This is a genomic window from Chromobacterium sp. Panama (assembly GCF_003052555.1).
GTDB lineage: Bacteria > Pseudomonadota > Gammaproteobacteria > Burkholderiales > Chromobacteriaceae > Chromobacterium.
Genome location: NZ_QARX01000001.1, coordinates 2,147,785 through 2,173,463, shown reverse-complemented (window position 1 = coordinate 2,173,463; position 25,679 = coordinate 2,147,785). Strand labels below are relative to the sequence as shown.

Annotated in this window: 28 protein-coding genes; 15 read left to right on the top strand and 13 right to left on the bottom strand. The window is 66.2% G+C overall.

Going from position 1 to position 25,679, the window contains the following annotated elements; translation table 11 throughout:
* Positions 1 to 11 precede the first annotated feature (11 nt).
* From urtB to DB032_RS09745, 12 genes are read left to right on the top strand one after another with little or no spacing between them, the layout of a single operon-like run.
* Positions 12 to 1,049 (top strand): urea ABC transporter permease subunit UrtB, encoded by a 1,038-nt coding sequence (urtB, locus tag DB032_RS09800; RefSeq protein ID WP_199225865.1) that lies wholly within the window; start codon positions 12 to 14, stop codon positions 1,047 to 1,049.
* An 8-nt stretch (positions 1,050 to 1,057) separates the two neighbouring features.
* Positions 1,058 to 2,158 carry an urea ABC transporter permease subunit UrtC gene (gene urtC, locus DB032_RS09795; RefSeq protein WP_107799317.1) on the top strand — a complete coding sequence of 367 codons (1,101 nt, stop codon included), beginning with the start codon at positions 1,058 to 1,060 and terminating at the stop codon, positions 2,156 to 2,158.
* 37 nt (positions 2,159 to 2,195) lie between these two features.
* Positions 2,196 to 3,029 (top strand): urea ABC transporter ATP-binding protein UrtD, encoded by an 834-nt coding sequence (urtD, locus tag DB032_RS09790; protein ID WP_107799316.1) that lies wholly within the window; start codon positions 2,196 to 2,198, stop codon positions 3,027 to 3,029.
* Position 3,030: 1 nt separating this feature from the next.
* The gene (gene urtE / locus DB032_RS09785) at positions 3,031 to 3,729 is read left to right on the top strand and encodes an urea ABC transporter ATP-binding subunit UrtE (protein WP_107799315.1); all 699 of its coding nucleotides are present in this window, start codon (positions 3,031 to 3,033) and stop codon (positions 3,727 to 3,729) included.
* 3 nt (positions 3,730 to 3,732) lie between these two features.
* Positions 3,733 to 4,575, top strand: a complete 843-nt coding sequence (locus DB032_RS09780; protein WP_107799314.1) for an urease accessory protein UreD — start codon at positions 3,733 to 3,735, stop codon at positions 4,573 to 4,575.
* Positions 4,576 to 4,602: 27 nt separating this feature from the next.
* Positions 4,603 to 4,905, top strand: coding sequence for an urease subunit gamma (ureA, locus tag DB032_RS09775; RefSeq protein WP_107799313.1), 303 nt, complete (start codon positions 4,603 to 4,605; stop codon positions 4,903 to 4,905).
* Between the two features lie 10 nt (positions 4,906 to 4,915).
* The gene (locus tag DB032_RS09770) at positions 4,916 to 5,221 is read left to right on the top strand and encodes an urease subunit beta (RefSeq protein WP_107799312.1); all 306 of its coding nucleotides are present in this window, start codon (positions 4,916 to 4,918) and stop codon (positions 5,219 to 5,221) included.
* A complete protein-coding gene (ureC, locus tag DB032_RS09765; protein WP_107799311.1) occupies positions 5,218 to 6,918 on the top strand; it encodes an urease subunit alpha in 1,701 nt (566 codons plus the stop codon). Before DB032_RS09770 ends, ureC begins: the two co-directional genes overlap by 4 nt.
* 9 nt (positions 6,919 to 6,927) lie before the next feature.
* A complete protein-coding gene (gene ureE, locus DB032_RS09760; protein WP_107799310.1) occupies positions 6,928 to 7,422 on the top strand; it encodes an urease accessory protein UreE in 495 nt (164 codons plus the stop codon).
* Entirely contained in the window at positions 7,419 to 8,099 is a 681-nt protein-coding gene (locus DB032_RS09755; protein ID WP_107799309.1) for an urease accessory protein UreF, read from the top strand. The genes ureE and DB032_RS09755 overlap by 4 nt, the downstream gene beginning before the upstream one ends.
* Before the next feature lie 30 nt (positions 8,100 to 8,129).
* Positions 8,130 to 8,795, top strand: a complete 666-nt coding sequence (gene ureG, locus DB032_RS09750) for an urease accessory protein UreG (protein ID WP_107799308.1) — start codon at positions 8,130 to 8,132, stop codon at positions 8,793 to 8,795.
* Positions 8,779 to 9,369, top strand: coding sequence for a HupE/UreJ family protein (locus DB032_RS09745; protein WP_107799307.1), 591 nt, complete (start codon positions 8,779 to 8,781; stop codon positions 9,367 to 9,369). Before ureG ends, DB032_RS09745 begins: the two co-directional genes overlap by 17 nt.
* Before the next feature lie 144 nt (positions 9,370 to 9,513).
* Here the strand turns inward: DB032_RS09745 and DB032_RS09740 are convergent, their stop codons facing one another.
* The 4 genes from DB032_RS09740 to DB032_RS09725 all read right to left on the bottom strand — a co-directional run bounded on the left by DB032_RS09740 (position 9,514) and on the right by DB032_RS09725 (position 11,295).
* Positions 9,514 to 9,756 (bottom strand): hypothetical protein, encoded by a 243-nt coding sequence (locus DB032_RS09740; protein ID WP_107799306.1) that lies wholly within the window; start codon positions 9,754 to 9,756, stop codon positions 9,514 to 9,516.
* An 8-nt stretch (positions 9,757 to 9,764) separates the two neighbouring features.
* The gene (locus DB032_RS09735) at positions 9,765 to 10,037 is read right to left on the bottom strand and encodes a hypothetical protein (RefSeq protein ID WP_107799305.1); all 273 of its coding nucleotides are present in this window, start codon (positions 10,035 to 10,037) and stop codon (positions 9,765 to 9,767) included.
* Between the two features lie 120 nt (positions 10,038 to 10,157).
* On the bottom strand, positions 10,158 to 10,604 hold the full coding sequence (locus tag DB032_RS09730; protein WP_107799304.1) for a hypothetical protein: 447 nt from the start codon (positions 10,602 to 10,604) through the stop codon (positions 10,158 to 10,160).
* A gap of 166 nt (positions 10,605 to 10,770) precedes the next feature.
* The gene (locus DB032_RS09725; RefSeq protein WP_107799303.1) at positions 10,771 to 11,295 is read right to left on the bottom strand and encodes an ATP-binding protein; all 525 of its coding nucleotides are present in this window, start codon (positions 11,293 to 11,295) and stop codon (positions 10,771 to 10,773) included.
* A 227-nt stretch (positions 11,296 to 11,522) separates the two neighbouring features.
* On the opposite strand from DB032_RS09725, the gene DB032_RS09720 reads away from it, so the two are divergent.
* Positions 11,523 to 12,212 (top strand): SOS response-associated peptidase, encoded by a 690-nt coding sequence (locus DB032_RS09720; protein ID WP_107799302.1) that lies wholly within the window; start codon positions 11,523 to 11,525, stop codon positions 12,210 to 12,212.
* 194 nt (positions 12,213 to 12,406) lie between these two features.
* Here the strand turns inward: DB032_RS09720 and fumC are convergent, their stop codons facing one another.
* On the bottom strand, positions 12,407 to 13,786 hold the full coding sequence (gene fumC, locus DB032_RS09715) for a class II fumarate hydratase (protein ID WP_107799301.1): 1,380 nt from the start codon (positions 13,784 to 13,786) through the stop codon (positions 12,407 to 12,409).
* Between the two features lie 323 nt (positions 13,787 to 14,109).
* Between fumC and acnA the strand changes: the two genes are divergently transcribed.
* Positions 14,110 to 16,782 (top strand): aconitate hydratase AcnA, encoded by a 2,673-nt coding sequence (gene acnA / locus DB032_RS09710; protein WP_107799300.1) that lies wholly within the window; start codon positions 14,110 to 14,112, stop codon positions 16,780 to 16,782.
* Between the two features lie 77 nt (positions 16,783 to 16,859).
* Here the strand turns inward: acnA and DB032_RS09705 are convergent, their stop codons facing one another.
* Positions 16,860 to 17,978, bottom strand: coding sequence for a polyamine ABC transporter substrate-binding protein (locus tag DB032_RS09705; RefSeq protein WP_233246672.1), 1,119 nt, complete (start codon positions 17,976 to 17,978; stop codon positions 16,860 to 16,862).
* Positions 17,979 to 18,330: 352 nt separating this feature from the next.
* Here DB032_RS09705 and DB032_RS09700 point away from each other — a divergent pair, with 352 nt between their 5' ends.
* The gene (locus DB032_RS09700; RefSeq protein ID WP_107799298.1) at positions 18,331 to 19,881 is read left to right on the top strand and encodes an APC family permease; all 1,551 of its coding nucleotides are present in this window, start codon (positions 18,331 to 18,333) and stop codon (positions 19,879 to 19,881) included.
* A gap of 114 nt (positions 19,882 to 19,995) precedes the next feature.
* On the opposite strand, the gene DB032_RS09695 is transcribed toward DB032_RS09700, so the two are convergent.
* The 7 genes from DB032_RS09695 to DB032_RS09665 form a co-directional block, all read right to left on the bottom strand.
* Positions 19,996 to 21,627, bottom strand: a complete 1,632-nt coding sequence (locus tag DB032_RS09695; protein ID WP_107799297.1) for a methyl-accepting chemotaxis protein — start codon at positions 21,625 to 21,627, stop codon at positions 19,996 to 19,998.
* A 255-nt stretch (positions 21,628 to 21,882) separates the two neighbouring features.
* Entirely contained in the window at positions 21,883 to 22,665 is a 783-nt protein-coding gene (locus tag DB032_RS09690; protein ID WP_107799296.1) for a peptidylprolyl isomerase, read from the bottom strand.
* Between the two features lie 26 nt (positions 22,666 to 22,691).
* Positions 22,692 to 23,480, bottom strand: coding sequence for a peptidyl-prolyl cis-trans isomerase (locus DB032_RS09685; protein ID WP_107799295.1), 789 nt, complete (start codon positions 23,478 to 23,480; stop codon positions 22,692 to 22,694).
* 29 nt (positions 23,481 to 23,509) lie between these two features.
* Positions 23,510 to 23,776: a BolA family transcriptional regulator gene (locus DB032_RS09680; protein WP_081544784.1), complete on the bottom strand. Its 267-nt coding sequence runs from the start codon at positions 23,774 to 23,776 to the stop codon at positions 23,510 to 23,512.
* A complete protein-coding gene (locus DB032_RS09675) occupies positions 23,773 to 24,075 on the bottom strand; it encodes a YciI family protein (RefSeq protein ID WP_107799294.1) in 303 nt (100 codons plus the stop codon). Before DB032_RS09675 ends, DB032_RS09680 begins: the two co-directional genes overlap by 4 nt.
* A complete protein-coding gene (locus DB032_RS09670; protein WP_107799293.1) occupies positions 24,075 to 24,608 on the bottom strand; it encodes a septation protein A in 534 nt (177 codons plus the stop codon). The genes DB032_RS09675 and DB032_RS09670 overlap by 1 nt, the downstream gene beginning before the upstream one ends.
* A 115-nt stretch (positions 24,609 to 24,723) precedes the next feature.
* Entirely contained in the window at positions 24,724 to 25,674 is a 951-nt protein-coding gene (locus tag DB032_RS09665; RefSeq protein ID WP_107799292.1) for an SPFH domain-containing protein, read from the bottom strand.
* Positions 25,675 to 25,679 lie beyond the last annotated feature (5 nt).

The following is a 25,679-nucleotide window of genomic DNA, read 5'->3' as shown; positions in this document are numbered from 1 at the left end:
GGGCCGCCGCCATGGCGCTGGCGGACAGCGGCGATCCGGCGGCCTTGGCCCTGCTGGCGCCCTTGACCGACGCCGCCGCGGAAAACGATGCCGAAGTGCGCGCCGCCGCGATGAGGGCGCAAGCGGCCATCCGCGCCAGCGTGCGGATAGACAATCTGCTGGGCGCGGCCTTCGCCGGCCTCAGCCTGGGTTCGGTGCTGCTGCTGGCGGCCTTGGGCCTGGCCGTCACTTACGGCCTGCTGGGGGTGATCAATATGGCGCACGGCGAGATGCTGATGCTGGGGGCCTATGTCGCCTACGCGGCGCAAAGCCTGTTCCACAGCCGCTGGCCGGCCGCCGCCGACGCCTATCTGGCGCTGGCCCTGCCGGCGGCCTTCCTGCTGACCGCCGCCGTGGGCATGGCGCTGGAACGGCTGGTGATCCGCCATCTCTACGGCCGCCCGCTGGAAACGCTGCTGGCCACCTGGGGCATCAGCCTGGTGTTGATGCAGCTGGTGCGGACCTTGTTTGGCGCGCAGAACGTGGCGGTGGCCAACCCCGGCTGGCTGAACGGCGGCTGGGCCTTGAGCCCGGCGCTGACGCTGCCCTACAACCGCATCGCCGTCATTCTGTTCTCCGCGCTGACGCTGGGCCTGGTCTGGCTGGCGCTGAACCGCAGCCGGCTGGGCCTGTTCGTGCGCGCGGTGACTCAGAACCGGCGCATGGCGGACAGCCTGGGCGTGGCCACCGGGCGGGTGGACATGTTGGCCTTCGGCCTGGGCAGCGGCATCGCCGGCCTGGGCGGGGTGGCGCTGAGCCAGATCGGCAATGTCGGCCCGGACCTGGGCCAGGGCTATATCGTCGACAGCTTCATGGTGGTGGTGCTGGGCGGCGTGGGCCAGCTGGCCGGCGCGGCATGGGGCGCGCTGGGCCTGGGCGTGGCCAACAAGCTGTTGGAGCCGGCGCTGGGCGCGGTGCTGGGCAAGATTCTGATCCTGGCCGGCATCATTCTGTTCATTCAAAAACGTCCGCAAGGCCTGTTCGCCCTCAAGGGCCGGGCCGTGGATTAGGAGCCGCCATGCATCTTCCTTACTCTTTGCGGCTCTTGTCCGGCCTGGGCCGACGGCGCTGGGGCGCGGCGGCGCTGGTGCTGGTCTGGCTCGGTCTGCTGGCCTTGCCCTTGCTGCATGTGTTCGCGCCGGCGGACAGCGGCTGGCGGGTGTCGGCCTATGTTCTGACCCTGGCGGGCAAGATTCTGTGCTACGCGGTGCTGGCGCTGGCTTTGGACCTGGTCTGGGGCTATGCCGGCTTGCTCAGCCTGGGCCACGGCCTGTTCTTCGCGCTGGGCGGCTACGGCATGGGCATGTATCTGATGCGTCAGATCGGCGGCGACGGCGTCTACCAGAGCGCGCTGCCGGATTTCATGGTGTCGCTGGACTGGCGGACGCTGCCGTGGTTCTGGCAGGGCAGCGAACACCTGGCCTGGGCCCTGTGCCTGGCGGTGGGCGCGCCTGGATTGTTGGCGCTGGGCTTTGGCTGGCTGGCTTTCCGTTCCCGCATCCGCGGCGTGTATTTTTCCATCATCACCCAGGCGCTGACCTATGCGGCGATGCTGCTGTTCTTCCGCAACGAAACCGGTTTTGGCGGCAATAACGGCTTTACCGGCTTCAAGCGCATCCTGGGCTTCGGCATCGCCGAGCCGGCCACCCGCGCCTGGCTGTTCGTCCTCAGCGCGCTCTTGCTGTCGCTGGCTTTGCTGGGGGCGTTCCGGCTGACGCGCGGCAAGTTCGGCCGCGTGCTCACCGGGGTGCGCGACGCCGAGTCGCGGCTGATGTTCTGCGGCTACCGGCCGCAAGACTACAAGCTGGCGGTATGGGTGTTGTCCGCCATGCTCTGCGGCCTGACCGGGGCCTTGTACGTGCCGCAGGCCGGCATCATCAATCCGGGCGAGATGTCGCCGGGCAATTCGATCGAGGCCGCCGTCTGGGTGGCGGTGGGCGGCCGCGGCACCTTGATCGGACCGGTGCTGGGCGCCGTCTTGGTCAATGCCGCCAAGAGCTGGTTCACCGTGGCCTTTCCGGAGTACTGGCTGTTCTTCCTGGGCGGGCTGTTCATCGCCGGCACCCTGTTGCTGCCGCGCGGCTTGATGGGCTGGCTGGCGCGAGGCCGCGGCGCTTGAGGCGGCCGCGCGTTTATTGATTTCCCGGATATGCGACATGAATACAACAAGCGAAAATCCCGTTCCGCGCGGACAGTGGGAGGACGAGGCGGTGGGCTTGTCCCGGCCATTGACGCCGGGGCTGGACATTCGGCATGGACAGATATTATATCTTGACGATGTCATAGTTGATTTCGACGGTTACCGCGCGCTGAACCGTTTGACGCTGTCGATCGCCGTCGGCGAATTGCGCGTGGTGATCGGCCCCAACGGCGCCGGCAAGACCACGATGATGGATGTGATCACCGGCAAGACCCGGCCGGACGCGGGCAGCGTGTTCTTCGGCCAGACCCTGGACCTGCGCAGATACGACGAGGCCGAGATCGCCCAACTGGGCATAGGGCGCAAATTCCAGAAGCCCACGGTGTTCGAGGCGATGACGGTGGCGGACAACCTGGAGCTGGCGCTGGCCGGAGACCGCTCGGTGCGCGCCAGCCTGCGCGCGCGCCTGGGCGCGGCTCAGCGCCGCCGCGTCGACGAACTGCTGGAACGGGTGCGGCTGCAGGAGCAGCGCGGCCGGCTGGCCGGCCTGCTGTCGCACGGCCAAAAGCAGTGGCTGGAGATTGGCATGCTGCTTGCTCAGCAACCCAAGCTGCTCTTGCTGGACGAGCCGGTGGCCGGCATGAGCGACGCCGAAACCGAACAGACCGCGGAGCTGCTGTTGAGCCTGAAGGGCGAGCATTCCCTGATGGTGGTGGAACACGATATGGATTTCGTCGCCAGCCTGGGCGGCCGGGTGACGGTGCTGGCCGAAGGCGCGGTGCTGGCGGAGGGGACGCTGCGGCAGGTGCAGGCGGACGAGCGGGTGATCGAAGTGTATCTGGGGCGCTGACATGCTGGAAATCGACGGACTGGAACAGTATTACGGCGGCAGCCGCATCCTGCGCGGGATCAGCCTGCGCGCCGAGACGGGGCGGATCACCTGCCTGCTGGGGCGCAACGGCGCGGGCAAGAGCACGCTGCTCAAATGCCTGAGCGGGCAATTGCCGGTACGCGGCGGGCGCATGCGCTGGCGCGGCGAGGACATTGCCGCGCTGGCCCCGCATCAGCGCGCGGCGCGCGGCATCGCCTATGTGCCGCAGGGGCGCGAAATCTTTCCGCGGCTGACGGTGGAGGAAAACCTGCGCCTGGGGCTGGCGCGCTTCTCCGGCGCGGCCGGCCGCCGTTTGCCGGACAGCGTGTTCGAGATGTTCCCGGTGCTGTACGAGATGCGCGGCCGCCGCGGCGGCGACCTGTCCGGCGGCCAGCAGCAGCAATTGGCGATTGGCCGCGCCTTGGCCGGGCGGCCGTCGCTGCTGATGCTGGACGAGCCGACCGAAGGCATCCAGCCCTCCGTCATCAAGCAGATCGGCACGGCGATCCGCCAACTGGCGGCCGGGGGCGAGATGGCCATCCTGCTGGTGGAACAGTATTACGACTTCGCCGAGGCGCTGGCGGACCGCTACCTGGTGATGGCGCGCGGCGAAGTGGTGCAAAGCGGCCTGGGCGGGGACATGCGGGCGGACGGCGTGCGCGGGCTGCTGGCGATCTGAGCGATGCGACGCGATGCCGCCGCCGTCGGCCTGCCGCCGCCCTGGGCCGCCGAACTGGAGCTGAGCTACCGGCGCCGCGACGGACGCACCATTCCGGTGCGGCGGCGGCATTGCGGCCCCTTGCGGGTGCAGCGCCACTTCACCGACGACGCCGGCCAGTGCCAGCACATCATCGTGCATCCGCCGGGGGGCATGGCCGGCGGCGACAGCCTGAGCCTGACGGTGACTTTGGAGGAGGGCGCGGACGCGCTGCTGACCAGCCCCGGCGCCGCCAAGTGGTACGACGGTTTCGGCCGCCCGGCCAGCCAGCGGCTGGAGCTGTCTTTGGCCGCCGGCGCGCGGTTGGAATGGCTGCCGCTGGAAACCATTCTGTTCGCCGGCGCCGAGGTGAGCTTGCAAGGCCGTGTCCAGCTGCAGGGCGACGCCGCGCTGCTGTACGGCGACGTGCTCTGTCTGGGGCGGCCGGCCTGCGGCGAGCGCTTCGACCGCGGGCTTTGGCGTCAAAGCCTGGACATAGAACGCGATGGCCGTTTGATCTGGTGCGAGCGCGCCGCCTTGGCCGGCGGCGACCGCATGCTGGACGCGGCGGTCGGAATGGGCGGCCAGACCGCGGTCGGCCTGCTGTTGTGGGCCGGGCCGGCGCTGCCGGAGGCCTTGCATCAGGCGGTATTGGCGCTGCCGCTGGCGGGCCGCGCCGCCGCCAGCCAACTGCCGGACGTCTGGCTGGCGCGCTTCATCGGCGACAGCGCCGAAGCCGCCCATCATTGGCTGCGGCGGGCGCGGCGCTTGCTTTACCCGTTCACCCACGGCCGCGCGGCGCAGGAGCCGCGCATCTGGGCGACTTGACCCTTCAATGAGAAATGGGACTTCACGATGGAATTGACGCCCAGAGAAAAAGACAAGCTCTTGATCTTCACCGCCGGCCTGCTGGCGGAACGCCGCCGCGCGCGCGGCCTGAAGCTGAACTATCCGGAGGCGGTGGCCTATATCAGCGCCGCCGTCATGGAGGGCGCGCGCGATGGGCGCAGCGTGGCGGAGCTGATGCATTACGGCGCCACCTTGCTGGGCCGCGAGGACGTGATGGACGGCGTGGCCGAGATGATCGCCGACATCCAGGTGGAAGCCACTTTTCCGGACGGCACCAAGCTGGTCACCGTCCACCAGCCCATTGTATGAGGAGGCCGCGATGATTCCCGGACAGATCCAGGCCGCCGAGGGCGAGATCGAGCTCAACGCCGGCCGCCGCACCCTGACGCTGACGGTGGCCAATACCGGCGACAGGCCGATCCAGGTGGGCTCGCATTATCACTTCGCCGAAACCAACGACGCCTTGCGGTTTGACCGCGAGGCCGCCCGTGGCTGCCGGCTGAACATCGCCGCGGGCACCGCGGTGCGCTTCGAGCCCGGGCAGGTCCGCAGCGTGGAGCTGGTGGAGCTGGCCGGCCGGCGCCGGGTGTACGGCTTTCAGGGCAAGGTGATGGGGGCCTTATGAAAATCAGCAGACAGGCGTACGCCGAGATGTTCGGCCCCACCGTCGGCGACCGGGTGCGCTTGGCCGACACCGAATTGTGGGTGGAAGTGGAGCGCGATTACACCGTATACGGCGAGGAGGTGAAGTTCGGCGGCGGCAAGGTGATACGCGACGGTATGGGCCAGGGCCAGGGCCTGGCGGCGGAAGTGGCCGACACGGTGCTGACCAATGCGCTGATCCTGGATCACTGGGGCATCGTCAAGGCCGATATCGGCCTCAAGGACGGCCGCATCGCCGCCATCGGCAAGGCGGGCAATCCGGACATCCAGCCCGGCGTCGACATCGCCATCGGCGCCGCCACCGAAATCATCGCCGCCGAAGGCATGATCGTCACCGCCGGCGGCATCGACAGCCACATCCACTTCATCTGCCCGCAGCAGATCGAAGACGCCCTGATGTCCGGCGTCACCACCATGATAGGCGGCGGCACCGGGCCGGCCACCGGCAGCAAGGCCACCACCTGCACGCCGGGGCCGTGGCATCTGGCGCGAATGCTGGAAGCGGCGGAAGCCTTTCCGATGAATCTGGGCTTCACCGGCAAGGGCAACGCCAGCCTACCGGAGCCGCTGCGCGAGCAAGTGCGCGCCGGCGCCATCGGCCTCAAGCTGCACGAAGACTGGGGCAGCACCCCGGCGGCGATAGACAACTGTCTGACGGTGGCGGACGAGATGGACGTGCAAGTGGCCATCCACACCGACACCCTGAACGAATCCGGCTTCGTCGAGGCCACGCTGGCCGCGTTCAAGGGCCGCGCCATCCACACCTATCACACCGAGGGCGCCGGCGGCGGTCACGCGCCGGACATCATCAAGGCCTGCGGCCACGCCAATGTGCTGCCCAGCTCCACCAATCCCACCCGGCCGTTCACGGTCAACACCATAGACGAGCACCTGGACATGTTGATGGTCTGCCATCACCTGGACCCGGGCATCGCCGAGGACGTGGCCTTCGCCGAAAGCCGCATCCGGCGCGAAACCATCGCCGCCGAGGACATCCTGCACGATCTGGGCGCCTTCGCGATGATGTCCTCGGACAGTCAGGCGATGGGACGGGTGGGGGAAACCATACTGCGCTGCTGGCAGACGGCGGACAAGATGCGGCGCCAGCGCGGCCCCTTGCCGGGCGACGGCCCCGGCCACAGCAATTTCCGGGTCAAGCGCTACCTGGCCAAGTACACCATCAATCCGGCCCTGACCCACGGCATCGCCCATGAGGTGGGCAGCGTCGAAGCCGGCAAGCTGGCCGATCTGGTGCTGTGGCGGCCGGCCTTCTTCGCGGTCAAGCCCAGCCTGATCCTCAAGGGCGGCGTCATCGCCGCCGCCGCGATGGGCGATCCCAACGCCAGCATCCCGACGCCGCAGCCGGTGCACTACCGGCCGATGTTCGGCAGCTGCGGCGCGGCGGTGGCGCGCGGCAGCGTCACCTTCGTGTCGCAGGCGGCGCTGCAGGCCGGCGTCGGCGCGGAACTGGGCCTGCGCAAGCGGCTGGTGGCGGTGCGGGGCTGCCGTCAGCTGAGCAAGGCCGATCTGATCCACAACGATTATCTGCCGCATATCGAGGTGGACCCGCAAAACTACCAGGTGCGCGCCGACGGCGAATTGCTGTGGTGCGAACCGGCCGAGCGCCTGCCGCTGGCGCAGCGTTATTTCTTGTTTTGAGAGGATGCCATGTTGTTGCTGACACGCCGCGCCGACGATGCGAGCGCCTGGGACGATGAGTTGCTGATGAGTTACGAACTGCGCGGCAAGCGCCGGCTGCGCACCCGCAGCGCCGCCGGCGAAGACTGCGGTCTGTTTCTGGAACCGGGGCCGCCGCTGGCCGACGGCGAGGTGTTGCAGGCCGAGGATGGCCGCCGGGTGCGGGTGGCGGCCGCGGCGGAGGCCTTGCTGCATGTCTGTTGCGCCGACGCCGTCGCGCTGACCCGCGCCGCCTACCACCTGGGCAACCGCCATGTGCATCTGCAAGTGGGCGAGGGCTGGCTGCGGCTGTTGGACGACGAGGTGCTGGCGCGGATGCTGGAGCAGATGGGCGCGCGGGTGCGAAAAATCGACGCGCCGTTCCAGCCGGAGTCCGGCGCTTACGGCGGCGGCCACCATCACTCCCACGGCAAGGAGGCGGCCTTCCAGTATCCGCCGCGGCTGCATCAGTACGGCGCGGCATGAGCGCGCTGGCGCGGCTGCAACTGATGCGGCTGGCCAGCCCCGGCCTGCCTATCGGCGCGTATAGCTATTCGCAAGGGCTGGAGAGCGCGTTGGAGCTGGGCCTGGTGCATGACGCCGCCAGCGCCGCCGCCTGGCTGGGCGATGCGCTGCAAGGACCGCTGTCCCGTTTCGAAGCCGCGCTGCTGGCCCAGGCCTGGCGCGCGCTGGCCGCCGACGAGCAGCCGGCGCTGACGCGGATCAATCAGCAATTGCTGGCCAGCCGCGACAGCCGCGAACTACGGCAGGAAACCGTGCAGATGGGGTATTCGCTGCGCCGCCTGCTGCAAGCGTTGCCGGAATGCGCCGGTTTGCCGTGGCCGGCCGGGCTGGAGCAGCCGGAACTGGCGCTGCCGGCGGTTTGGGCGCAGGCGGCGCGCGCCTTGGGCGTGGACGAGGCCGGCGCGGTGGACGCGTATCTATGGGGCTGGCTGGAGAATCAGGTCACGGTTCTGCTCAAGGCGATGCCGATGGGGCAGACGGCCGGCCAGCAATTATTGTCGGCCTTGTTGCCGGCGGCGGCGGCCGCCGGCGCCGAGGCGCGGCGGCTGCCGGCGGACCAACTGAGCAATTTCGCCCCCGGCCTCGCCTGGGCGGCGATGAAGCATGAAACCCAGTACAGCAGGCTGTTCCGGTCTTGAGCCGGCGGCCGCTATCTCAAGGAGAAAGCAATGAACACGACAGGACTCGCCCAGGGCCGCGGGCCGTTGCGGGTGGGCATAGGCGGGCCGGTGGGCTCGGGCAAGACCCACCTGACCTGGGCGCTGTGCGCGGCGCTGCGCGACAAATACAATGTCGCCGCCGTCACCAACGACATCTACACCCAGGAAGACGCCCAATTCCTGGTCCAGCACCAGGCGCTGGCGGCGGATCGCATCATCGGCGTCGAGACCGGAGGCTGCCCGCACACCGCCATCCGCGAAGACGCGTCCATCAATCTGGAGGCGGTGGCGCGGCTGAACGCGCGCCATCCCGGCCTGGACCTGATCTTCATTGAAAGCGGCGGCGACAATTTGGCCGCCACCTTCAGCCCGGAGCTGTCCGATCTGACGCTGTACGTGATCGACGTGTCCGCCGGCGACAAGATTCCGCGCAAGGGCGGGCCGGGCATCTGCAAATCGGACCTGCTGGTGATCAACAAGATCGATCTGGCGCTGCTGGTGGGGGCCTCGCTGGAGGTGATGGCGCGCGACGCCGGCCGCATGCGCGGCGAACGGCCCTTTGTGTTCTCCAATCTCAAGCTTGGCCAGGGGCTGAACGACATCATCGCCTTCATCGAAACCCAGGGCATGCTGCAACTTGACGTCTCGGGAGCTGAAAATGACCTTTCTGCGTAAATTCACGCCGGGCGCGCTGGCGCTATTGCTGGTCAGCGGACTGGCCCAGGCTCACCCCGGCCACGCCGTCGCCGGCTTTTCCAGCGGCCTCGCGCACCCGCTTGGCGGGTTGGACCATTTGCTGGCCATGCTGGCGGTGGGTTTGTGGTCGTGGCGGCTGGGCGGCGCGGCTCGCTGGCAAGGGCCCTTGACCTTCATGGTCATGTTGGCCGCGGGCGGCGTGTTGGGCTGGCTGGGCGTGAGCGTGGCGGCGCTGGAAAGCAGCATCGCCGCCAGCGTGATCGCGCTGGGCCTGCTGCTGGCCTTCGCCTTGCAGCCGCGGCGCGGTCTGGCCTTGGCGGCGATCGCCGGCTTCGCCTTGCTGCACGGCGTCGCCCACGGCCAGGAAATGCCGCACGACGCCTCCGGCCTGGCTTACGCCGCCGGTTTCGTGCTGGCCTCCGGGCTGCTGCACGCGGCCGGCTTGCTGCTGGGACGGACGGAAACGCGCCTTGCCTTGGGCGAGCGGCTGGGGCGCGTCGCCGGCGGCGGCATCGCCGCGTGCGGAGTGTTGATGCTGGGCGGCTGGGTCTAAGCGGCTTCGTAAGCCGCTTCTAAGAACGTGTTTACGATCTCGCGAGCAAGAGCGAGACAAGGCGAAAACCGCTGAGAAATGAGCATTTCGAAGTGCTACTCGCCGCGCCCAGTTTCACGAAGCGCAGCAGATCGTAAACAGGTTCTAAGCGCGCGTCGCGGCGTCGCGGCCGGGCTGGGCCGCCCGCTCCCGGATCAGATCCAGCTCATTGTGGGCGTCCTGCGCCATCTCCGCCGCCAGCCGGCAGAGTTGGGCGATGTGCTCGCGCGTTTGAGAGTCAGCCGTTTCGTTCAGGCGTTCGATCGCGCGCATCAGCGAGGCCAGCGATTGCAGCGTGTCCATGACGCTGGCGGCGACGGCGCGTTCCGCTTGAGTGGATAAGGGCATGGCGGCGTTCAAACGCTGAGCGCTTGCGGGCACACCTGGAGGCGCAGATTGGTGTGGCGCAGGCTGTAGCCGGTTTCCGCGCAGTAAAGCGCGCCGGTGTGGCGGTCCGCCCACAATCTCCGGCGCTGGATGCTGACCGCGCAGACCCGGCGCGGCAGCACGCCCTTGGGGGTGTGCAGCGCGGCCTTGACCACGGGCAGGGGTTTGAGCAGGCGCAGGCTCTCCACGGCGATGCAGCTGCCGTAGTCGGTAAGCCGGGGGCGAAGCGGCGGGAAGGTCATGCCAATCTCCATTCCTCACAAGGCGATCAGCATAGCCTATCAATAAAGATATTAAGCAACAATAACCACTAGGTTATCTACGGCGGAGTGTTGCGTATCGGCCCATGGCCGCGCGCCGGCTCATTCCGCCGCGCCGCCCGCCCAAGCGTCCGCCGGCTGCGGCTGAGGGGGCTCCTGAGTCAGCGCTTCCACCATGCCGCGCAGGCTGATCAGCGCTTTGCGGCTGAGAGTCTGCCCGCGCACGCCGCGATGCAGATCGTCGATCAACAACTGCAGCAAGGCGCGTTCCGACAGCGCGGCCTCGAACTCCGCCACCCGCGCGTGCAGCGGCGGCAGGGCGTCGATGTCGCCTTCCTGATCCAGCCAGTAGCGGGGCAGGTTCAGCCGGTTTTCGATGTGGCGGGCCAGGTGTTCTCCCATGCCGCGGCCGCTGGGAGCGTCCGAGAACAGGCGGTAGATTTGCGGAGGGCGGCGATCGATCAGCTCCGCGAGTCGGGAAACGGTTCCGTCAAAATCGCGTTCGATCAACAGGCCCAGCTTGTGGCGGCGGATTTCGGTGGTGTTCATGTTTGCTATTCAAGCCTAAATATATCCGGCTGGTAAGCTGTCATATGGTTATTGATTTATATATCCGACAGGCCATGCCTGGGGCGGAGGAGCGATCGCCGCCGCTTGCGCGGCCATGAAAAAACGCCGGCAAGCCGGCGTTTTTCGCAGGGACGGCAGGCGCGTTTCAAGCCTCGGCGCTGAGATGGGCCACGACGTTGAAGCCTTCCTGCGGGCTGGGCGGCACGAAGTAGCGGGTGATGTGGTCGAACTCCGCTTCGCTGACGCTGAACGGGTGGGAGCCCTTGGCGTTGCGCTGGCGCAAGCGCGCCTTGCAGGCCTCGTCGCTGACGTCCAGATGGTGCAGCTGGTGGGCGGCGCCGCTGGACTCGATCAGCTCGCGCATCCAGCGACGGCTGTCCAGGGTGTTGGCCGGCATGTCCAGCACCACGGACAGGCCCTGCCGCAGCAGAGCGGAGACATGGGGCGCCAGCGCGTCTTTCAGCGACTGCGAGCGGCGCACATAGTCGGTCAGCGTGCGGATCTCGCCGGGATAGAGCTTGGCCAGCCAGTCGTCTTCGCTGATCAGCACGGTGCGGGGCTGATCGGACAGGCGGCGGGTCAGCGTGGACTTGCCCGCCGCGATTTTGCCGCAAACCAAGTGCAGTGTCGCCTCAGTGGCCGTATCTTTGAATTGTTCATTGCTTGGCATGACAGTCTCCTTGGGAGAGGGGCATATATGAAAAAACCCGCCGGTTGGGGCGGGTTGCCGGGCTTCGTCTGGCCGCGCGCCAACCCGCCTCAAAAAAAGGCGTCAATCCAATCTTGGCTGGAGAAGGGGGCGAAACGGCGCATAGTGGCCTTATGGTGGCCGCTTGGGCCGGCCTTGTCAAACCGCTGAGGCGGGCCGGCCGGCGCGATATCCGGTAGACTGGACCGATGTGCGTCAATTATCTATGTCCCCATCCGGATCAACTGCCGTTGTTCGGCGTGGAGGCCGGCGAACTGCTTTGGCAAGAAGAGGCCTGGCAGGATTACGCCGCGCCCTTCATCGTGGCCGGCCGCCGGGGCCTGGAGCCGCGGCTGGGCAATTACGGCCTGGTGCCCAAGCGTCATCAGCCGGACGGCATGCGGCTGTCCACCACCAACGCGCGTTCGGAAACCGTGGCCGAACTGAAAAACTTCCGCTACCCGTGGCGGGCCGGTCAGCGTTGCCTGGTGCCGATGCGGGCCTTTTTCGAACCCTCGTATGAAAGCGGCCGCGCGGTGCGCTGGCGCATCGGCCTGGCCGACGACGCTCCGTTCGCGGTGGCCGGGCTGTGGCGGGCCTGGTCGGAGCCGGACGGTTCGATCAGCCACGCCTTCACCCAATTGACGGTCAACGCCGAGGCGCACGCGCTGATGCGCCGCACCCACAAGCCGGAGGACGAGAAGCGTTCGCTGGTGATTGTGCGGCCGGAGGATTACCAGGCCTGGCTGACGGCGCGGAGGCCGGAGGACGCGCAGCGCTTGCTGCGGCTGTATCCGGCGGAGGAGATGCGCGCCGAGGACGCGCCGCTGGCGCCGCGCCAGGGCGCGCCCAAGCCGGCGCCTCAGCCGCTGCCGCGAACCTTGGGTTTGTTCGACTGAACGCCGTATGAGCAAGGCCGCGAATGCTGGCGGGTATCGCTTATGGCTCCTCCCTCCCTACGCGCGGCGGTTTGCCATGGGTAGGGTGGGTGGAGCGTAGCGATCCCGCGCGGAGGTCTGTCGCAGAGGCCTGGGGCAGCCAGGATGCGCGGTTTTCTGTGCGCCAAACCAGGTTCAGCGCACTGAAAAAGAGCTTAGATCATCGCCTTCGGATCCACCCACTGATCAAACTGCTCCGCCGTCACATAACCCAGCTCCAGCGCCGCCTGCTTGAGGGTGCCGCCGTTGGCGTGGGCCAGCTTGGCGATGGCGGCGGCCTTGTCGTAGCCGATGTGCGGGTTGAGCGCGGTGACCAGCATCAGCGATTGCTCCAGCAATTGCTCGATGCGCGGGCGGTTGGCCTGCATGCCGCGCACGCAATGATGGTTGAGGCTGTCCATGCCGTCTGACAGCAGGCGCGCGCTTTGCAGGAAGTTGTGGACGATCAGCGGCTTGAACACGTTCAATTCAAAATTGCCGGAGGCGGCGCCGATGGACAGCGCCACGTCGTTGCCCAGCACCTGGCAGCACAACATGGTCATCGCCTCGCACTGAGTGGGGTTGACCTTGCCCGGCATGATGGAGCTGCCCGGCTCGTTTTCCGGGATCAGCAATTCGCCCAGGCCGCTGCGCGGGCCGGAGGCCAGCCAGCGGATGTCGTTGGCGATCTTGATCAGCGCCGTGGCCAGTTGCTTGAGCGCGCCGTGGGAGTGAACCAGCGCGTCGTGGCCGGCCAGCGCGGCGAACTTGTTGCCGGCGCTGGCGAAGGGCAGGCCGCAGGCGCGATTGAGCTCCGCGGCCACGCGCGGGCCGAACTCCGGATGGGTGTTGAGGCCGGTGCCGACGGCGGTGCCGCCCACGGCCAGCTGGTAGAGGCCGGGCAGCGCGGCGCGGACGGCGTGTTCGGCTTGCTCCAACTGGTCCACCCAGCCGGACAGCTCCTGGCCCAGGGTCAGCGGAGTGGCGTCCTGCAAATGGGTGCGGCCTATCTTGACGATGTCGGCGAAGGCGGCCGCCTTGTCCGTCAGCGCGGCGCGCAGCCGGCCCAGCGCCGGCAGCAGCCTGTCGTGCACCGCGCGCGCGGCGGCCACGTGCATGGCGGTGGGGTAGATGTCGTTGGAGGACTGGCCGCGGTTGACGTCGTCGTTGGGGTGGACGAGCCGGCCCGGGCCGCGCTCGCCGCCCAGCAGTTCGGACGCGCGGTTGGCCAGCACCTCGTTCATATTCATATTGCTCTGAGTGCCGGAGCCGGTTTGCCAGACCGACAGCGGGAAGGCGTCCGGATGTTTGCCGGCCAGGACTTCGTCGGCGGCGGCGACGACGGCGTCGGCCTTGTTCGCCGGCAGTTTGCCCAGTTCGCGGTTGGCCAGCGCGGCGGCGCGTTTGACCTGGGCCAGCGCCAGGATCAGTTCCGGCGGCATGGTTTCGCTGGAGATGGCGAAGTGGCCGAGCGAGCGCTGGGTCTGCGCGCCCCACAGCGCGTTGGCGGGGACTTCGATGTCGCCGAAGGAATCGTGTTCTATTCTGTGTGTCATGGCATGCCTTTCGCACGGGAATGAGGTTTCGATTGTATGCTAAATGCAAGTTAAGGGCTGAACCATTGACCCTTTTCCCGGTCTGAACATGAGGCGGAGCGCCTCGGACAGACCGCTTGTCGAGGCGCTCCCATGGTTTTCGCCCTTGAGTGCGTGTTTACGATCCCGCGAGACCAGGCGAAAACCGCTGAGAAAGCAAATGCGCAGGTGGCGCATGAGCGTTTCGAAGCGGGTTTCAAGGCCTTTGTCTAACATCCCGCCGCGGCGCGGCGGGTCGTAAACAGGTTCTTAGCTTGCATCTTGGCTTTCAACAGGAGTCCTTCATGTCGCTTCGTTCCGAATCCACTTTGCGTTCCTTTACCCTGGCCTCGGGCCAGTCCTGTCAATTCCATTCGCTGCCGGCGCTGGCGGAGCTGGGCGTCGGCGATGTCGGCCGGCTGCCGGTGTCGCTGCGCATCGTGCTGGAGTCTTTGCTGCGCCACCTGGACGGCCAGCGCGTAGCCGAGGAGCATGTGCGGCAGTTGGCCGGCTGGCGGCCGCAGGCGCCGCGCAGCGAGGAGATCCCCTTCGTGGTGGCGCGCATCGTGCTGCAGGATTTCACCGGCGTGCCGCTGCTGTGCGATCTGGCAGCGATGCGTTCGGTGGCCCAGCGCTTCGGCAAGCCGCCCAAGCGCATCGAACCGCTGGTGCCGGTGGACCTGGTGGTGGACCACTCGGTGCAGATCGACCACTTCCGCGAGAACAACGCCTTGGACCTTAACATGAAACTGGAATTCCGCCGCAACGCGGAACGCTACCGTTTCATCAAATGGGGGATGCAGGCCTTCGACACCTTCAAGGTGGTGCCGCCGGGCATCGGCATCGTCCACCAGGTGAACCTGGAGTATCTGGCGCGCGGAGTGTTGAGCAAGGGCGGGGTCTATTACCCGGACAGCCTGGTGGGCACGGATTCGCACACCACCATGATCAACGGCCTGGGCGTGGTGGGCTGGGGCGTGGGCGGCATCGAGGCGGAGGCCGGCATGTTGGGCCAGCCGGTGTATTTCCTGACGCCGGACGTGGTGGGCGTGCATTTGAAGGGCAGGCTGCGCGAGGGCGTGACCGCCACCGATCTGGTGCTGACCGTGACCGAAATGCTGCGCAAGGCGCAGGTGGTGGGCAAGTTCGTGGAGTTCTACGGCGCCGGCGCGGCCTCGCTGACTCTGCAGGATCGCGCCACGCTGGCGAACATGGCGCCGGAGTACGGCGCCACCATGGGCTTCTTCCCGCCGGACGAGCAGACTGCCGCCTATCTGACCGCCACCGGCCGCAGCGAGGCGGAAGTGGACGCGTTCCGCCGCTATTTCCAGGCGCAGCAAATGTTCGGCATGCCGCAGGAGGGCGAAATCGATTACAGCAGCGTGCTGGAGCTGGATCTGGCCACGGTCGCGCCCAGCGTGGCCGGCCCGCGCCGGCCGCAGGACCGCATCGCCCTGCCGGACTTGAAGACGCGTTTCAACGAACTCTTGCACCAGCCGGCCAAAACCGGCGGTTACGGCAAGGAGGGCGCCGGCGGCTTCAGCGGCAAGCTGCGTCACGGTTCGGTGCTGATCGCGGCGATTACCTCTTGCACCAACACCTCCAACCCCGGGGTGATGCTGGCCGCCGGCCTGCTGGCGCAGAAGGCGGTGGCCAGCGGCCTGAGCGTGGCCGGCCACATCAAGACCTCGCTGGCCCCCGGCTCGCGGGTGGTGACCGACTACCTGGGCAAGGCGCATTTGCTGGCGCCGCTGGAGCAGCTGGGTTTCCGCGTGGCCGCCTACGGCTGCACCACCTGCATCGGCAACGCCGGCCCGCTGGAGCCGCAGCTGGAGAGCGAGGTCAGCGGGCAGGATCTGATCTGCGCGTCGGTGCTGTCCGGCAACCGCAATTTCGAGGCGCGCATTCATCCGGCGATCAAGGCCAACTTCCTGATGAGTCCGCCGCTGGTGGTGGCCTTCGCCATCGCCGGCCGGGTGGACATCGATCTGGAGCATGAGCCCTTGGGCGTCGGCGTGGACGGCAAGCCGGTGTATCTGCGCGATGTCTGGCCCAGCCAGCAGGAAGTGGGCGCCGCCTTGCTGCAAGCGACGGACGCGACCACGTATCGCCGCTTGTACCAGGATTTCGCCAGCGGCAACCCGCTGTGGAACGATATCGCCGCCAGCGCGGGCGAGGTCTACGGCTGGGAGGCGTCCAGCTATATCGCCGAACCGCCGTTCTTCCAGGATTTCGCGATGCAGCCCGCGCCGCAGCCGCCGATCCGCGGCGCGCGCGCCTTGGCGATCTTCGGGGATTCGGTGACCACCGACCACATCAGCCCGGCCGGTTCGATCAAGCCGAGCTCGCCGGCCGGCCTGTATCTGCAGGGGCAGGGCATCTCGCCCGGCGATTTCAACAGCTACGGCTCGCGGCGCGGCCATCACGAGGTGATGATGCGCGGCACTTTCGCCAATGTGCGCATCCGCAACCTGATGCTGGCGCCGGACGCCGACGGCAAGCCAGTGGAGGGCGGCCTGACCCTGCTGCAGCCGGACGGCGAGCAAATGGCCATCTACGACGCGGCGATGAGCTATGTGCGCGCCGGCACGCCCACACTGATCTTCGCCGGCGAGGAGTACGGCACCGGCTCCAGCCGGGACTGGGCGGCCAAGGGCACGCGCCTGCTGGGCGTGCGCGCGGTGGTGGCCAAGAGCTTCGAGCGCATTCACCGTTCCAATCTGGTGGGCATGGGGGTGTTGCCGCTGCAGTTCCTGGACGGGGACAGCGCCGCCGGCCTCAAGGGCGACGAAACCTTCGAGCTGCGCGGGCTGGAGGACGGCATCGCGCCGCAGCAGCGGGTGCATTTGCTGATCCGAGACGCTGCCGGCGGCGAACGCGAACTGCCCTTGCTGCTGCGCATCGACACGCCGGTGGAGGTGGATTACTACCGGCACGGCGGCATCCTGCCCTATGTGTTGCGTCAGTTGCTGGCTTGAGCGCCGACATCTGACCGCGTTTTAAAGCACAACAGCCGCTTTGAGCGGCTGTTGTGCTTTGGCGGAGCCGCGCGGCTTCAGCTGCGGCCCAGCTTGAAGTTTTGCCAGAAACGGCCGTAGATGCGCAGGGTTTCCTGGCCCACGCTCTTCTGAATGAAGCTGTTTTTCAGGTCTTCGGAATTGGGGAAGATGGAGCGGTCGTTCAGGTACTGTTTGTTGACGAACTGCCGCGCCGGCAGGCTGCCCGGGGCGAAGGTCACGGTATTGGCGTTGTCCGCGGCGATCTTGGGCTCCAGGCTGTAGTTGATGAAGGACAGCGCGTTGGCCACGTTCTTGGCGTCTTTGGGGATGGCCATGCTGTCCACCCAGATGGCCACGCCCTGTTTGGGCATCAGCGGAACCACCTTGACGCCGTTCTTGGCGTCCGCGGCGCGGCGTTTGGCGATGTTGAGGTCGCCGCCGTAGCCCATGGCCAGGCAGACTTCGCCGCTGGCCATGTCGTTGATGTAGCCGGAGGAGGAGATGCGGGTGACGCTGGCGCGCATGGCGTTGAGCTGCGGCATGATGGCGCGGTAGTCGGCTTCCTTGGTGCTGCCCGGGTCCTTGCCGAAGTAGTGCAGCGCCATCGGGAAGAATTCGGACGGGGAGTCCAGAATGCTGACGCCGCAGGATTTGAGCTTGGACACGTACTCAGGCTTGAACAGCAGATCCCATTCATTGGCCGGCAGCTTGCCGCCCAGCGCTTTTTTGACCTTTTCCTCATTGATGCCCAGGGTGATCACGCCCCAGAAATACGGCACCGCGTATTTATTGCCCGGATCGGACACTTCCATCATTTTCAGCAGCGCCGGGTCTATGTTCTTGTAGTTGGGGATCTTGCTCTTGTCCAGCGGCTGAAACAGCCCGGCCTTGATGCCCAGGCCCAGCACATTATTGGACGGCACCACCAGATCGAAGCCGGAGCGGCCGGTCATCAGCTTGGCGTTCAGGGTTTCCATGCTGTCGTAGACGCTGTAATTGACCTTGACGCCGGTTTGCTTGCTGAAGGCCGGCACGGTGGTGGGAGCGATGTAGTCGGACCAGTTGTAGACGTTGACGGTATTGGCTTGGGCGTGGGCGGCGCCGGCGAGGCCGAGCGCGAGCAGACAGTGCTTCCAGGTATTCATGTTCTCTTCCTTCTCTCTCTCTCTTTGCATGGTTATTTCCTGCGCCGTATCGCCAACGCGCGGCAGATCGTAAGCAGGTTCTTATGCGGCGGCCGGTAGGCCCGGCTCTGGCGCAAGGCGCCGGCGCGGGGCCGGATCTTGCCGAGCCAGCATATCGCCCCACGCTGGTGGCGTCTATTATTTTTGCCATTTGATGTTTTTGTGTTAATTATCTGCATACTCCATGCAACCACGCCTGACGCGCGCGGTCCTGCCATAAGCGGGACCGGCCGGCGGACACGGCGGGACGCGCGCATTCGCGACGGCGCTTGAGCGCCGACGCGGGCACATAACAAGGCGAGGGCCGACGTTGCGACGCGGTCCCGGACAAAGGAGATGCACCATGCGTAATGTTGACAACGCGCTGCCGGCCCCGGACGGGGGAGGCTTGAGCGCCAAGGGTTTGCCCGCCGGCTCCATCGGCATTCTCGGGCTGGTGGTGATCGGCATTTCCGTATGCGCGCCGGCGTACACGCTGACCGCCTCGCTGGGGCCGGCGGCCTCCCAGGTGGGCAAGCAGATGCCGGCGGTGTTTTTCGTCAGCTTCATTCCCATGCTGTTGGTGGCGATAGGCTACCGCGAGCTGAACCGCGAGATGCCGGACGCCGGGACGTCCTTCACCTGGGCCACGCGCGCCTTCGGGCCGTGGATAGGCTGGATCGCCGGCTGGGGGCTGGTGGTGTCCACGGTGCTGGTGCTGTCCAACACCGCCGCGGTGGCGATGGATTTCATGTATCTGGCCTTGGGCCAGGCGCTGGGGCGGCCGGACATCGCGGCCCTGCCTGACAACACGGCGGTGAACATCGTCTCCTGCCTTGGCTTCATGGCGGTGGCCACCTGGATTTCCTGTCGCGGCCTGCAATCCACCAAACGGGTGCAGTATGTGTTGGTGTCGTTCCAGGTGCTGGTGCTGGCCTGGTTCGCATGGGCGGCGTTCAGCGCCGCCGCCGACGGCGGCCATCCGTATTCCATTCCGGTGGAGTGGAGCTGGTTCAATCCCTTCGCCGTGGAAAGCTTTTCCCAATTCGCCGCCGGGGTGGCGGTGTCCATCTTCGCCTATTGGGGCTGGGACACGGTGGTGACCATCAGCGAGGAGACCACCGGCGACAAGCGCGCCAATCTGTCCGGCAAGGCCGCCACGCTGGTGATGGTGCTGCTGGTGGGCTCTTATGTGTTGATCAGCGCGGCGGTGGTGTCCTTCGCCGGCGTGGGCACGGACGCCACCGGCCTCGCCAACCCGGCCATCGCCGCCAATGTGTTCACCGCGCTGGCCGGGCCGGTGATGGGGCCGGCGGCCATTCTGCTGTCGCTGGCGGTGATGTCCAGTTCCGCGGCCTCCCTGCAGTCCACCTTTATGTCGCCGGCGCGCACCATGTTGGCGATGGGCCATTACCAGGCCTTGCCGGCCAGATACGCGGTGGTGGAGTCTCGCTTCAAGGCGCCGGCTTACGCCACCGTGGTGTCCGCGCTGGTGGCTTCGGCGTTTTACGCGGTGATGCGGGTCTTGAGCGAAAACGTGCTGTCCGACACCATTACCGCGCTGGGCATGATGGTGTGTTTCTATTACGGCCTGACGGCCTTTGCCTGCGTCTGGTATTTCCGCAAGCAGGCGCTGACTTCGGCGCGCCATTTCCTGTTGCGCGGCCTGTGCCCGGGGCTGGGCGGCGTCCTGCTGTTCGTCGCCCTGATCCGCACCACGCTGGACAGCATGGATCCGGCTTTCGGCAGCGGCTCGCATATCGGCGGCCTGGGTCTGGTGTTCATCCTGGGCGTGACGGTGGCCTTGGTCGGCCTGCTGCTCATGCTGTACATGTACCGCAAGCATCCGGCCTTCTTCCGCGGCGAGGTGCTGAAGAAGGGCACGCCTGTGTTCAGCTTCGACGAAAAAATCTGAGCATCTGTTTGCGATCAGCTGCGCGTCGGCGGGGTGGCGTTGAAACCCGCTGAGCGCGCGCAAATGAAAAGCCGCCCGGGAGGGCGGCTTTGATGTTTGACTCGCGCCGGCGGCTCAGATGCGGAAGAAACGCACCGCCTGATGCAGGTTCTGGGCGATGTCGGACATCGAGCGCGAGCTGTCCGCCACATTGCTGACGATGGCGGTGTTTTCCTCGGCCATCTGCGCCACTTTCTCCATGTTCTGGGCAATCTCGGTGCTGGCCAGCTTCTGCTCCTGCACCGCGCTGACGATGGTGCCGGTGCTGTCGGTGGATTTGGCCACCGCCTGTTCGCCTTCTTGCAAGGCGGCTTCAACGGTGGAGACAAAGGATTGGCTGCTGCTCAGGGAGGCGAGGCTGCTGGTGATGGCGTCTTCCAGTTCCACCGACTGGGTGCCCAGCACATGGGTGACCTGATCGATTTCCTTTGCGGATTCCGCCGAGCGTTCCGCCAGCACGCGCACTTCGTCGGCCACCACGGCGAAGCCGCGGCCCAGTTCGCCGGCGCGCGCGGCTTCGATGGCGGCGTTCAGCGCCAGCAGATTGGTCTGATCGGCGATGTCGCGCACCTGGCTGGTCATGCTGGTGATCTTGCGGGTGTTGGCGACGAAGTTCTTCACCGCTTCGGCGATGCCGTTGACCGCTTTCTCGACATTGTCGACTTCCTTGATCAGCAGGCTGAGCTGGGCGGTGCCGTTCTTGGCGGTGACCAGGCTGGTCTGCGCGTGTTCGCGCACTTCCTGGGCGGCTTCGGCCACATGGCTGATGCTGACGGTGAGCTCTTCCACCGCGGCGGCGGAGCTGGCGGCGGCCTGGCTTTGCTGATGGGAGGCGGTCAGCACCTGATCGGCGGATTCGGACAGCTGGCCGGCCACGCTATTGGCTTCTTCCGCGCCTTGCTGGACGTTGCCGATGGCTTTCACCAGTTGTTCGCGCATATCGGCCAGCGCGGCGATAACCTGGGCCGGCTCGTCCTTGCCGTCCGGCTGCAGCTCGATGCGCAGATTGCCGGCGGCCACTTCGCGCGCGGCTTCCACCGCGCTGTTCAGCGGGCGGGTGATGGAACGGGTCAGCAGCCAGCCTATCAGCACGGCCGCGCCCAGGCAGACGGCGGTGATGGTCAGCGAGGTGGCGCGCACGGCGGTGGCGCTGGTTTCAGCGTCCTTGCGGCTGTCCTGGGCGCGGTCGGCCAGCGCCTTGCTGAGGGCTTCCACCTTTTGTTCCAGCTGGTGGATCAGCGGGCGGTGCTCCCCGACCATGAAGGCTTCCGCCTCCTTGTTCTGGTTGGCCATCGCCAGCGCCATCAGCTTTTTAGTGGGGGCGTCCAGCGCCTCCTGGGCCTGGCCCACGTCTTTGAGCAGGGCGGCGGTGGCCGGTATCGGCGGGAACTTGGTGAAGTGGTCTTCCAGCGCCTTTTCGGCGTTGTTGAAGGCCTTGATGGTCTGGTCGGTCTGCGCCTTGATCTCGGCCATCTTGGCCGGATCGGTTTCAATGATCAGATCGCGTGCGCCGATGCGCTGCTGCTGCAGGTGGTGATCCAGCTGAGCGACTATCAGCAAGGATTCCAGCCGGTTGTCGGTGATGTCCTCCATGCTGTCGCTGATGGAGGAGAGCCCGTTGAGCATGACCACACTCATGATCAGCACCAGGGCGATCAGCGCGCCGAAGGCGAGGGCGAGTCTTTGTCCAATGCGCAGGTTTTTCATCAGTTTGTCCCGTGGTGACTTTATTGTGGTGCTTCCAATTTAATATATTTATGAAGTGATCAAAAAGTGAATAATTACTTATAGGACAGCGGATAAATTTTTGGAGACGTTTTTGCGTCTTCGCGCAAAAACCATGGGCATGAGGCGGCGCGCCGGCGAGGCGGGCCGGGGCGCGGCGCGGCGGCGGCGCTTATGCGACGGGTATGAAAAAAGCGGACCGGGGTCCGCTTGCTCTGGCTTGCCGCGTTTTGCGGCTTACTTCTGGATTTGCGCCTTGGCTTTCAGCTCGGCGATCAGCTTTTCCACGCGGCCGCCCATGATGCGCTGGGTCAGTTGCGGGCGGATGTCGTCCAGCGCCGGCACATTGCGTTGCACGCGGGCGTCGTCCAGCTTGATCACGTGCCAGCCGAACTCGGTCTTCACCGGCTTGGCGGTCACTTCGCCCTTGGACAGCTTGGTCATGGCTTCGGAGAACGGCGCCACGAAGGTGCCGGCTTCCTGCCAGTCCAGGTCGCCGCCCTTGTCCTTGCTGCCCGGATCCTGGGACTTCTCCTTGGCCAGCTTGTCGAAAGACTTGCCTTTCTTCAGCGCGTCGATCACCGCCTTGGCTTCGGCCTCGGTCTTCACCAGAATGTGGCGAGCGTGGTATTGCTTGGTTTCCGGCACGCTGGCCACCAGCTTGTCGTATTCGGCTTTCAGGTCGGCGTCGCTGACCGGATTGGACTTTTCATAATCCTTGATCAGGCGGTTGGCCAGCGCCATCGCTTGCATATTGGCCAGTTCGGCGGCGAATTCCGGCGACTTGTCCAGACCCTTCTTCACGGCTTCCTGGCGCAGCACTTCGGCGGTGACCAGTTGATCCTTGACCATGTCGCGCGCTTGCGGGTTGGCCGGCTGGCCCTGGGCTTCCATCATCTTGACCACGGCGTCGATGCGGGCGTCGGTGATGGCCTGGCCGTTGACGACCGGGCCGGCAACCACGATGGCGCTGCCGGCGAAGGCGGCGACGAGGGCGCTGGTCAGCAAGATTTTACGCATATTCTTAGATGTCCTGATGGGTTGGTTTATTGGATCTTGGCCTTGGCGCGCAGGTCTTCCACTGCCTTGGCGATGGCTTCTTCTTGCAGTTGGCGGCCGATTTGCGGCTTGGCCTCATCCAGCGACGGAAGCTTGGCGTCACGAATGTCTTCCACCTTGAACACATGCCAGCCCAGCGGGGACTGGTAGGGCTTGCCGCTGGTCTGGCCTTTGCGGATGTCTTTCAGCGCGGCGGCCAGCGGCGGGTCCATGCGGTTGAGGTTGCCCCAGCCCATTTCGCCGTTGCTTTGCTTGGCGTTGGGGTCGATGGAGCGGGTCTTCACCAGTTCGTCGAACTTGGCGCCTTTTTTCAGATCGGCGATCGCCTTCTGCGCGTCGGCCTCGCTCTTCAGCGTGATCTGGCGCGCGTGGACTTCCTTGCTGCCGGTCTGCTGGGCGGCGAGCTTGTCGTAGACGCCCTTGATCTGAGCGTCGGTCACCGGCGCCTGTTTGGCGATGTCGGCGAACAGCGCTTCGCGCAGCATTTCATTGCGGATGTCGTCCAGGCGCTGGGTGAACAGCGGCTGCTTGTCCAGCTGGCGCTTGCGCGCTTCCTGCAGAATCACTTCGCGAGTGATCAGCGAGGTTTTCAATTGCTCGCGCAGCTCAGGGTTGTCCTGGGCCTTGCCGCCGCTGCTTTGCACGATGTTGGCGACGGCCGCGTCCAGTTCCTTCTTGTCGATGGCGGCGCCGTTGACCACGGCGATGGATTCCGCGGCGGCGGGCAGGGCGACGGAGGCGGCCAGCGCGAGGGCGGCGATGCGGGAAAGCTTCATGGGGTATCTATCCTTCTTATGGAATCAAGTCAGATTTCTTCTGGCGTGAACGCTCTGATGGCCAGAGCGTGCACCTTGGTTTGCATCAAGTCGCCCAGCGTTTCGTAGATCAGCCGGTGGCGATGCACGCGGCTCAATCCCTGAAAGCGGGCGCTGACGATGGTTAGCGTGTAATGTCCGCCGCCGTCGCGCGCGCCGGCGTGTCCGGCGTGCAAGGCGCTGTCGTCCTGGATGTCCAGGTGTTCCGGCGTCAAGGCCTGCAAGGCGGCGCTGAGCAGTTCAACCGTGGCGCTCATTGCGGAAACACCTTGAGGAAGGGTTTGACGCTGACGTCGGCGTAGACGCCGGCCGCCACGTAGGGATCGGCGTCGGCCCAGGCCTGGGCGGCGTCCAGCGATTCGAATTCCGCGACGATCAGGCTGCCGCTGAAACCGGCCGGGCCGGGGCTGGCGCTGTCGATGGCGGGACAGGGGCCGGCCAGCACCAGGCGGCCGGCGTCCTGCAGCGCCTGCAAGCGCGTCAGGTGGGCCGGGCGGGCCTCCAGCCGGCGCGGCAGCGAATCTTCATGATCTTGGCCGATGATGGCGTAAAGCATTATTTCTTTTCCTCAATGTATTTGGCGAGGAACAGGCTTTGGGCGATGACGAAGGCCAGCATCAGGCCCAGGCCGCCAAACAGTTTGAAATTGACCCAGACGTCTTCGCTGAAGCGATAGGCGACAAAGAGGTTGAGCGCGCCCATGAAGGCGAAGAAGCCCACCCAGGCCCAGGTCAGCTTGCGCCAGACCGGGGCCGGCAATTGCAGCTGCTGGCCCATCATCAGCTTCAGGCCGTTCTTGCCCAGGAAGTCGCTGATCAGGAGGCCGGCGCCCATCACCCAGTACAGCACGGTGGGCTTCCACATGATGAAGTGCTTGTCGTGCAGCAGCAGGGTGGCGCCGCCCAGCACCACGATCAGGCCCAGGCTGACCCACTGCATGGTGTCCACCTTGCGGTGGCGCAGCCAGGTCCAGCCCACCAGCAAGGTGGTGGCGGCGATGGCGACGCCGGTGGCGATGAACATGTCGCGGCTCAGCCAGTAAGTGGCGAAGAACAGGACGACGGGAAACAGGTCGGTGAAGAATTTCATGCGCACGATTATGGGGGCGGCCCGGCGGATATTCAAGCAGGGCAAGGGTTGAAGAGTGAGGTGCGGGTTCTTGATCCGGCCGGCGCCCGCGAACGGGGCGCCGCCGGAGCGGCCTTTAGCGCGGGGCCTGGGTCTGCTTGACCACGCTCATCGCGCTGGCCACCAGCGAACCGACGTCGGCGACGTTGGCCGGCAGGATGATGGTGTTGTTTTCCTTGGCCAGTTTGCCGAAGGCGGCCACGTATTGTTCGGCCACTTTCAGGTTGACCGCTTCCAGGCCGCCCTCGGTGTGGATGGAGCTGGCCACGCGCTTGATCGCGTCGGCGGTGGCGTCCGCCACCAGACGCAGCGCTTCGGCCTCGCCCAGCGCCTTGTTGATGGCGGCTTGCTTGTCGCCCTCAGAGTTGTTGATGGTGGCCTGCATCTCGCCCTGGGATTTCTGGATCGCCGCTTCGCGCGAGCCGTTGGCCAGGTTGATCTGCTCCATCTTCAAGCCTTCGGACTGGGCGATGCGCGCGCGCTTCTCCCGTTCCGCGGTGATCTGCGCCTGCATCGCGTGCAGGATGTCCTGCGGCGGCACCAGGTCCTTGATCTCGTAGCGCAGCACTTTCACGCCCCAGTTGACCGCGGCCTCGTCCAGCGCCGCCACCACGGTCTGGTTGATCTCGTCGCGTTCCTCAAAGGTCTTGTCCAGCTCCATCTTGCCGATCACAGAGCGCAGCGTGGTTTGCGACAGCTGGGTGATGGCGATGATGAAGTTGCTGGTGCCGTAGGAGGCGCGCTGGGCGTCGGTCACCTGGAAGTAGAGGATGCCGTCCACTTTCAGCTGGGTGTTGTCGCGGGTGATGCAGACCTGGCTGGGCACGTCCAGCGGCACTTCCTTCAAGCTGTGCTTGTAGGCGATGCGGTCGATGAAGGGAATGATGATGTTGAGGCCGGGCGCCAGGGTGCCGTGATAGCGGCCGAGGCGTTCGACGATGTAGGCGTTCTGCTGCGGCACCACGGCCAGCGATTTGAACACGAAGACGATGACGGCGGCGAGCAGGATCAGGGGCAGGAGTTCCATGGGTC